The sequence below is a fragment of the Amycolatopsis sp. CFH S0740 genome (genome assembly GCF_004522315.1).
Taxonomy (GTDB): Bacteria; Actinomycetota; Actinomycetes; order Mycobacteriales; family Pseudonocardiaceae; genus Amycolatopsis; species Amycolatopsis nivea.
Genome location: NZ_SDLS01000049.1, coordinates 37,851 through 43,946 on the forward strand (window position 1 = coordinate 37,851; position 6,096 = coordinate 43,946).

Consider the following 6,096-nt stretch of genomic DNA (forward strand, 5'->3'; position numbering starts at 1 on the left):
CCGCTTCGCCGCAGAAGAGCCGCAGGTAGGGCCGGTCGGACCACAGATGATCACCTGTTCGGCCCGCACCATTCGGCGGGCTTTCCCACAGCAGCACGGAAAACAGCACCGCCAACGCCCGCCCGCCGTACGTGAGGGCCACCCTCCTTGACTCTGATTCCCTCAGGGTTCCCCTCACGACCCACCTCTGGTCGTGAGGGGCTCCTTCACAGACTCAGATTCCCTCAAGGAGCCCTTCACGGACCGCCCCCGCCGCCAGCCGCAACCGCTGGCCGGGATGCCGCCCCAATGTGGCATTGGGTGCATAGGACGCACCGAACGCCACATTGGGTGCATCCAACGCACCCAATGCCACATTGGGGCGCTAACCCCCACCACCGGCAAACCGCAGCCGACGCACCCGACCGCATCGAGGCCCCAACCGCAGCCGATGCACCCAACGAGCGAGGCACCCAGCCCCTCCCCCGCACCCCGATACGAAGCCTCCCTGCGGTTCGGGGGTGCTTGTCAAGGCATCTTTCCCGCCTTGACAAGCACCCCCGAACCGTCAGCACAATCAAACTTCGGGGTGCCCCACGCAACCAGGACGGGCCAATGTCGCCGCCAGGCGACGAGGCCCCGCACAGCAACAANGGACGGGCCAATGTCGCCGCCAGGCGACGAGGCCCCGCACAGCAACAAAAAAACGGGCCCGCCCGGAAAACCGGACGGGCCCGCCTAAAACGCAGCCAGATCAGCTAACGGTGGCCGAACCACCAGCAGCCTCGATCTTCTCCTTGGCAGAACCGGAGAAAGCGTGCGCGGTCAGCTCAAGCTTGACCCCGTTCAGGTCCCCGTTCCCGAGAACCTTAACCAGCTTGCCCTTGCGAACAAGCCCGTTGGCAGCCAGCTCCTCCGGCCCGACCTTGCCACCGTCGGCGAACACGCGGGCGATGTCGCCCACGTTCACCGGCTGGTACTCGGTGCGGAACCGGTTCTTGAACCCACGCAGCTTCGGCAGCCGCATGTGGATGGGCATCTGCCCACCCTCGAAACCGGCGGGCACGTTCTTCCGGGCCTTGGTGCCCTTCGTGCCGCGACCGGCGGTCTTGCCCTTCGAACCCTCACCACGGCCGACGCGGATCTTGTCGCGCTTGGCGCCAGGAGCCGGACGAAGGTGGTGGATCTTGATGGCGGTCATGCCTGGACCTCCTCGACCTCCACCAGGTGGCGGACGGTGTGGATCAGGCCGCGCACCTGGGGGGTGTCCTCACGCACGACGCTCTGGCGGATCTTGCGCAGCCCGAGGGTGCGCAGCGACTCGCGGTGAGCGTGCTTCGTGCCGATCTTGCTCTTGACCTGAGTGACCTTGAGCTGAGCCATGTCAGACCCCCTGGCCGGCACGCTGGCGCAGCATCCGGGCCGGGGCGACGTCCTCGAGCGGCAGACCGCGGCGAGCGGCCACCTCCTCCGGACGCTGCAGACCCTTCAGAGCCGCCACGGTCGCGTGCACGATGTTGATGGCGTTGTCGGAGCCGAGCGACTTCGACAGCACGTCGTGGACGCCCGCGCACTCCAGCACCGCGCGCACCGGGCCGCCGGCGATGACACCGGTACCAGCGGACGCGGGACGGAGCAGCACGACCCCGGCGGCTTCCTCACCCTGGATCGGGTGCGGAATGGTGCCGGCGACGCGCGGAACGCGGAAGAAGTTCTTCTTCGCTTCCTCGACGCCCTTGGCGATGGCCGCGGGAACTTCCTTGGCCTTGCCGTAGCCGACGCCGACCTGACCGTCGCCGTCGCCGACGACCACCAGAGCGGTGAAGCTGAAGCGACGACCGCCCTTGACGACCTTGGCGACGCGGTTGATCGTCACGACCTTCTCAAGGTGCGGGGTCTTGTCCTGGGCCGCCCCGCCACGGCCGCCGTCGCGCCGGTCGCGACGGTCCCGACGGTCACCGCGGTCGTTGCCGCCCTGACCCGGTCCGCCCTGGCCGCCGCCGAATTGCCGTGTACGTCCCGGCATCAGGCTTTCCTTCCATTCACGAGCATGTGCATCAGAACTTCAACCCCGCCTCGCGGGCGGCGTCGGCGAGCGCGGCGATGCGGCCGTGGTAGGCGTTGCCGCCACGGTCGAACACCACGGCTTCGATGCCGGCGTCCTTGGCGCGCGAAGCGACCAGTTCGCCGACCTTGGCCGCCTTGGCCTTCTTGTCGCCCTCGAAGGACCGCAGGTCCGACTCGAGGGTGGACGCCGACGCCAGCGTGTGACCGGCGAGGTCGTCGATCACCTGCACGGTGATGTGCCGCGAGGACCGCTTGACGACCATGCGCGGACGCACCGGCGTGCCGCTGATCTTCTTGCGGAGGCGGAAGTGCCGACGGGTCTTGGCGACGCGGCGGCGGGTCGAGATGTCCTTGCCGACCGGCTTGCGCTTCGTGGTAGTCGTGTCGCTCATCACTTACCCGTCTTTCCGACCTTGCGGCGGATCTTCTCACCCTCGTACCGCAGGCCCTTGCCCTTGTACGGGTCCGGGCGGCGCAGCTTGCGGATGACCGCGGCGGTCTGGCCGACCTTCTGCTTGTCGATGCCGGAGACCGAGAACCGGGTCGGCGACTCCACCTTGAAGGTGATGCCTTCCGGAGCCTCGATCTTGACCGGGTGGCTGTAGCCGAGGGCGAACTCGAGGTCCGAGCCCTTGGCCTGCACGCGGTAACCGACGCCGTGGATCTCGAGCTTCTTCTCGTAGCCCTCGGTCACGCCCACCACGAGGTTGTTCACCAGCGTGCGGGTGAGGCCGTGCAGGGCGCGGCTCGTGCGCTCGTCGTCCGGGCGCTTCACCAGGAGGGCGCCGTCCTCGTCGCGCTCGACGACGATCGGCTCGGCGACGGTGTGCTCCAGGGTGCCCTTCGGCCCCTTGACCTTGACGTTCTGGCCGTCGATGGTCACCTCGACCCCGGAGGGGACGGCGACCGGCAGCTTTCCGATGCGTGACATGTCTGTGCCCCCTTCCTTACCAGACGTAGGCGAGGACTTCGCCGCCCACGTTGTTGCGCTTGGCCTGCCGGTCGGTCTGCAGGCCGCCGGACGTCGAGATGATCGCGACGCCGAGGCCGCCGAGAACGGACGGCAGTTCGGTCGATTTTGCGTAGACCCGCAGACCCGGCTTGGAGACGCGGCGAAGGCCGGCGATGCTCCGCTCGCGGTTGGGGCCGTACTTCAGCTCGACGACCAGGTTCTTGTGCTTCTCGCCCGGCTCGTCGCGGTAGCTCGCGATGTAGCCCTCGCGCTTGAGGATCTCGGCGATGTTCGCCTTGATCTTCGAGTGCGGAAGCACGACCTCGTCGTGGTAAGCCGAGTTCGCGTTGCGCAGACGGGTCAAGAAGTCTGCGATGGGGTCGGTCATCGTCATGGTGACCTGTCAACCTTTCTCGCCTGGTTCCCCGCCTCGCCCGGCCGGAGCGGTCTCCGGCCGGGTCGGCGGGGCCTGTGGCGAACTGGGAATAGAGTTTCGAGCCTTACCAGCTGGACTTGTGGACACCGGGCAGTTCGCCCGCGTGCGCCATCTCCCGGAGGCAGATCCGGCACAGGCCGAACTTGCGGTACACCGAGTGCGGGCGACCGCACCGGTTGCAACGGGTGTAGGCGCGCACCGCGAACTTCGGCTTCTTCGAAGCCTTGCTGACTAGCGCTTTCTTGGCCATCGGCTCAGTTCTCCTTGAACGGGAAACCGAGCTTGCGCAGCAACGCCCGGCCCTCGTCGTCGGTGGTGGCGGTCGTGACGACGGTGACGTCCATGCCGCGAGGGCGGTCGATGTCGTCCGGGTTGATCTCGTGGAACATCGACTGCTCGTTGAGACCGAACGTGTAGTTGCCGTTGCCGTCGAACTGCTTGGGCGAAAGCCCGCGGAAGTCGCGGATACGGGGCAGCGCGATGGTCAGCAGCCGGTCGAGGAACTCCCACATCCGGTCGCCGCGCAGCGTGACGCGCGCGCCGATCGGCTGGCCCTCGCGCAGCTTGAACTGCGCGATCGACTTGCGGGCCTTGCGGATTTCCGGCTTCTGCCCGGTGATCAGGGCGAGGTCGCGGACCGCGCCGTCGATCAGCTTGCTGTCCCGGGCGGCGTCCCCGACACCCATGTTCACGACGATCTTCACGACGCCGGGAATCTGGTGCACGTTGGGGATGGAGAACTCCTTCTGGAGCTCGCCCTTGATCTCTTCGCGGTACCGGGTCTTGAGACGCGGCACGATCTTCTCTGCGGTGGTCATGTCAGATGTCCTTGCCGTTCCGGCGCGAGACCCGGACCTTCTTGCCGTCCTCGCCGATGCGGTAGCCCACCCGGGTCGGCTTGCCGTCCGAGTCCACGACCATCACGTTCGAGACGTGGATGGGCGCTTCCTGGGTCACGATGCCGCCGGACTGCGCGCCGCGCTGGGTCTGGGTGATCCGGGTGTGCTTCTTGATCCGGTTGACACCCTCGACCAGAACGCGCTCGCGGTCCGGGTAGGCCTGGATGACCTTGCCCTTGGCGCCCTTGTCCTTGCCGGCGATAACGACGACCGTGTCGCCCTTCTTCACCTTCATCACAGCACCTCCGGCGCGAGCGAAATGATCTTCATGAACTTTCGGTCGCGCAGCTCGCGGCCCACCGGGCCGAAGATGCGGGTGCCCCGGGGCTCGTTGTCGTTCTTGATGAGCACGGCGGCGTTCTCGTCGAACCGGATGTAGGAACCGTCCGGACGACGGCGCTCCTTCACCGTGCGGACGATGACAGCCTTGACGACATCGCCCTTCTTCACCCCGGCGGCCGGGATGGCGTCCTTCACGGTGGCGACGATGATGTCGCCGATGCCGGCGTAGCGCCGCCCGGATCCGCCGAGCACGCGGATGCAAAGGATTTCCTTCGCGCCCGTGTTGTCGGCAACCCGAAGCCGCGACTCCTGCTGGATCACGTCAACTCCTGTATGTCGCGCTGGTTCTCGCTGTCGCGAGCCTTGCGGAACCAAGGACTCCCGAAAGAGCCCTGCTTACTTGGCCTTCTCCACGACCTGCACCAGACGCCAGCGCTTGGTCGCCGACAGCGGACGGGTCTCCATCAGGGTGACCCGGTCGCCCACGCCCGCCTCGTTGTTCTCGTCGTGCACCTTCACCTTGGAGGTGGTGCGGACGACCTTCGAGTAGCGCGGGTGCTTCTTGCGGTCCTCGAGCTCGACCACGATCGTCTTGTCCATCTTGTCCGAGACGACGTAACCCTCGCGGACCTTGCGGTAGTTCCGGGCGGTCTTCTCGGTGGCAGCCTCGCTCATGCGGCACCTTCACTTTCGGCGTCGGGAGCCACGGACAGGCCGAGCTCGCGCTCGCGCATGACCGTGTAGATCCGCGCGATGTCCGTGCGGACGGTGCGCAGCCGACGGTTGTTGTCCAGCTGCCCGGTCGCCATCTGGAAGCGGAGGTTGAAGAGCTCCTCCTTGTATTCCTTCAGACGCAGCACGAGCTCTTCGGCGGTGAGCTCACGCAGCTCGGATGCCTGTGCGGCTCCGTTAGCCATCAGAACTCACCTTCCCGGGTCACGATGCGGCACTTCATGGGCAGCTTGTGGATCGCGCGGCGGAGCGCCTCGCGGGCGGTCTCCTCGTTCGGGAAGCTGATCTCGAACATCACGCGGCCCGGCTTCACGTTGGCGATCCACCACTCGGGCGAACCCTTGCCGGAACCCATGCGGGTTTCCGCCGGCTTCTTGGTCAGCGGGCGGTCCGGGTAGATCGTCGTCCACACCTTGCCGCCACGCTTGATGTGACGGGTCATGGCGATACGAGCGGACTCGATCTGCCGGTTCGTCACGTAGCTGTGCTCAAGCGCCTGGATGCCGTACTCGCCGAAGTTGACCTTGGTACCGCCCTTGGCGGCGCCGTGGCGCTTCGGGGAGTGCTGCTTGCGGTGCTTGACCCTGCGCGGGATGAGCACGTCTCAGCCCTCCGTCTTTTCTGCGGTCTCGGCGGCCGGGGCCGCTTCGGTCGCGTTGTCGCTCTTCGCGGCGGCAGCGGCGCGACCGGCTTCGGTCGACGTCGCGGTCGTGCCCGACGCGCCGGAACGGCGCGGGCGGGACGGCCGG

13 protein-coding genes are annotated in these 6,096 nt (G+C 67.0%); all 13 read right to left on the minus strand.

The window, feature by feature from the left end; all coding sequences use genetic code 11:
* Positions 1-733: 733 nt before the first annotated feature.
* Positions 734-1,180, minus strand: coding sequence for a 50S ribosomal protein L15 (gene rplO / locus EIZ45_RS43780; protein WP_009072329.1), 447 nt, complete (start codon positions 1,178-1,180; stop codon positions 734-736).
* A complete protein-coding gene (gene rpmD, locus EIZ45_RS43785; protein ID WP_004558875.1) occupies positions 1,177-1,362 on the minus strand; it encodes a 50S ribosomal protein L30 in 186 nt (61 codons plus the stop codon). Before rpmD ends, rplO begins: the two co-directional genes overlap by 4 nt.
* Before the next feature lies 1 nt (position 1,363).
* The gene (gene rpsE, locus EIZ45_RS43790) at positions 1,364-2,005 is read right to left on the minus strand and encodes a 30S ribosomal protein S5 (RefSeq protein WP_009072328.1); all 642 of its coding nucleotides are present in this window, start codon (positions 2,003-2,005) and stop codon (positions 1,364-1,366) included.
* Positions 2,006-2,036: 31 nt separating this feature from the next.
* On the minus strand, positions 2,037-2,438 hold the full coding sequence (rplR, locus tag EIZ45_RS43795) for a 50S ribosomal protein L18 (RefSeq protein ID WP_037816260.1): 402 nt from the start codon (positions 2,436-2,438) through the stop codon (positions 2,037-2,039).
* Positions 2,438-2,977, minus strand: a complete 540-nt coding sequence (gene rplF, locus EIZ45_RS43800) for a 50S ribosomal protein L6 (protein WP_037816261.1) — start codon at positions 2,975-2,977, stop codon at positions 2,438-2,440. Before rplF ends, rplR begins: the two co-directional genes overlap by 1 nt.
* Positions 2,978-2,993: 16 nt before the next feature.
* Positions 2,994-3,392 (minus strand): 30S ribosomal protein S8, encoded by a 399-nt coding sequence (gene rpsH, locus EIZ45_RS43805; RefSeq protein ID WP_020662789.1) that lies wholly within the window; start codon positions 3,390-3,392, stop codon positions 2,994-2,996.
* Positions 3,393-3,498: 106 nt separating this feature from the next.
* Positions 3,499-3,684, minus strand: a complete 186-nt coding sequence (locus EIZ45_RS43810) for a type Z 30S ribosomal protein S14 (protein WP_020662790.1) — start codon at positions 3,682-3,684, stop codon at positions 3,499-3,501.
* A 4-nt stretch (positions 3,685-3,688) separates the two neighbouring features.
* Entirely contained in the window at positions 3,689-4,252 is a 564-nt protein-coding gene (gene rplE, locus EIZ45_RS43815; RefSeq protein WP_037816262.1) for a 50S ribosomal protein L5, read from the minus strand.
* Position 4,253: 1 nt separating this feature from the next.
* The gene (rplX, locus tag EIZ45_RS43820; protein WP_009072317.1) at positions 4,254-4,568 is read right to left on the minus strand and encodes a 50S ribosomal protein L24; all 315 of its coding nucleotides are present in this window, start codon (positions 4,566-4,568) and stop codon (positions 4,254-4,256) included.
* Positions 4,568-4,936 carry a 50S ribosomal protein L14 gene (gene rplN, locus EIZ45_RS43825; protein ID WP_004558867.1) on the minus strand — a complete coding sequence of 123 codons (369 nt, stop codon included), beginning with the start codon at positions 4,934-4,936 and terminating at the stop codon, positions 4,568-4,570. The genes rplX and rplN overlap by 1 nt, the downstream gene beginning before the upstream one ends.
* Positions 4,937-5,011: 75 nt before the next feature.
* Entirely contained in the window at positions 5,012-5,290 is a 279-nt protein-coding gene (gene rpsQ / locus EIZ45_RS43830; RefSeq protein WP_037816263.1) for a 30S ribosomal protein S17, read from the minus strand.
* Entirely contained in the window at positions 5,287-5,532 is a 246-nt protein-coding gene (gene rpmC / locus EIZ45_RS43835; RefSeq protein WP_009072314.1) for a 50S ribosomal protein L29, read from the minus strand. Before rpmC ends, rpsQ begins: the two co-directional genes overlap by 4 nt.
* The gene (gene rplP, locus EIZ45_RS43840) at positions 5,532-5,948 is read right to left on the minus strand and encodes a 50S ribosomal protein L16 (RefSeq protein WP_009072313.1); all 417 of its coding nucleotides are present in this window, start codon (positions 5,946-5,948) and stop codon (positions 5,532-5,534) included. The genes rpmC and rplP overlap by 1 nt, the downstream gene beginning before the upstream one ends.
* Positions 5,949-6,096 lie beyond the last annotated feature (148 nt).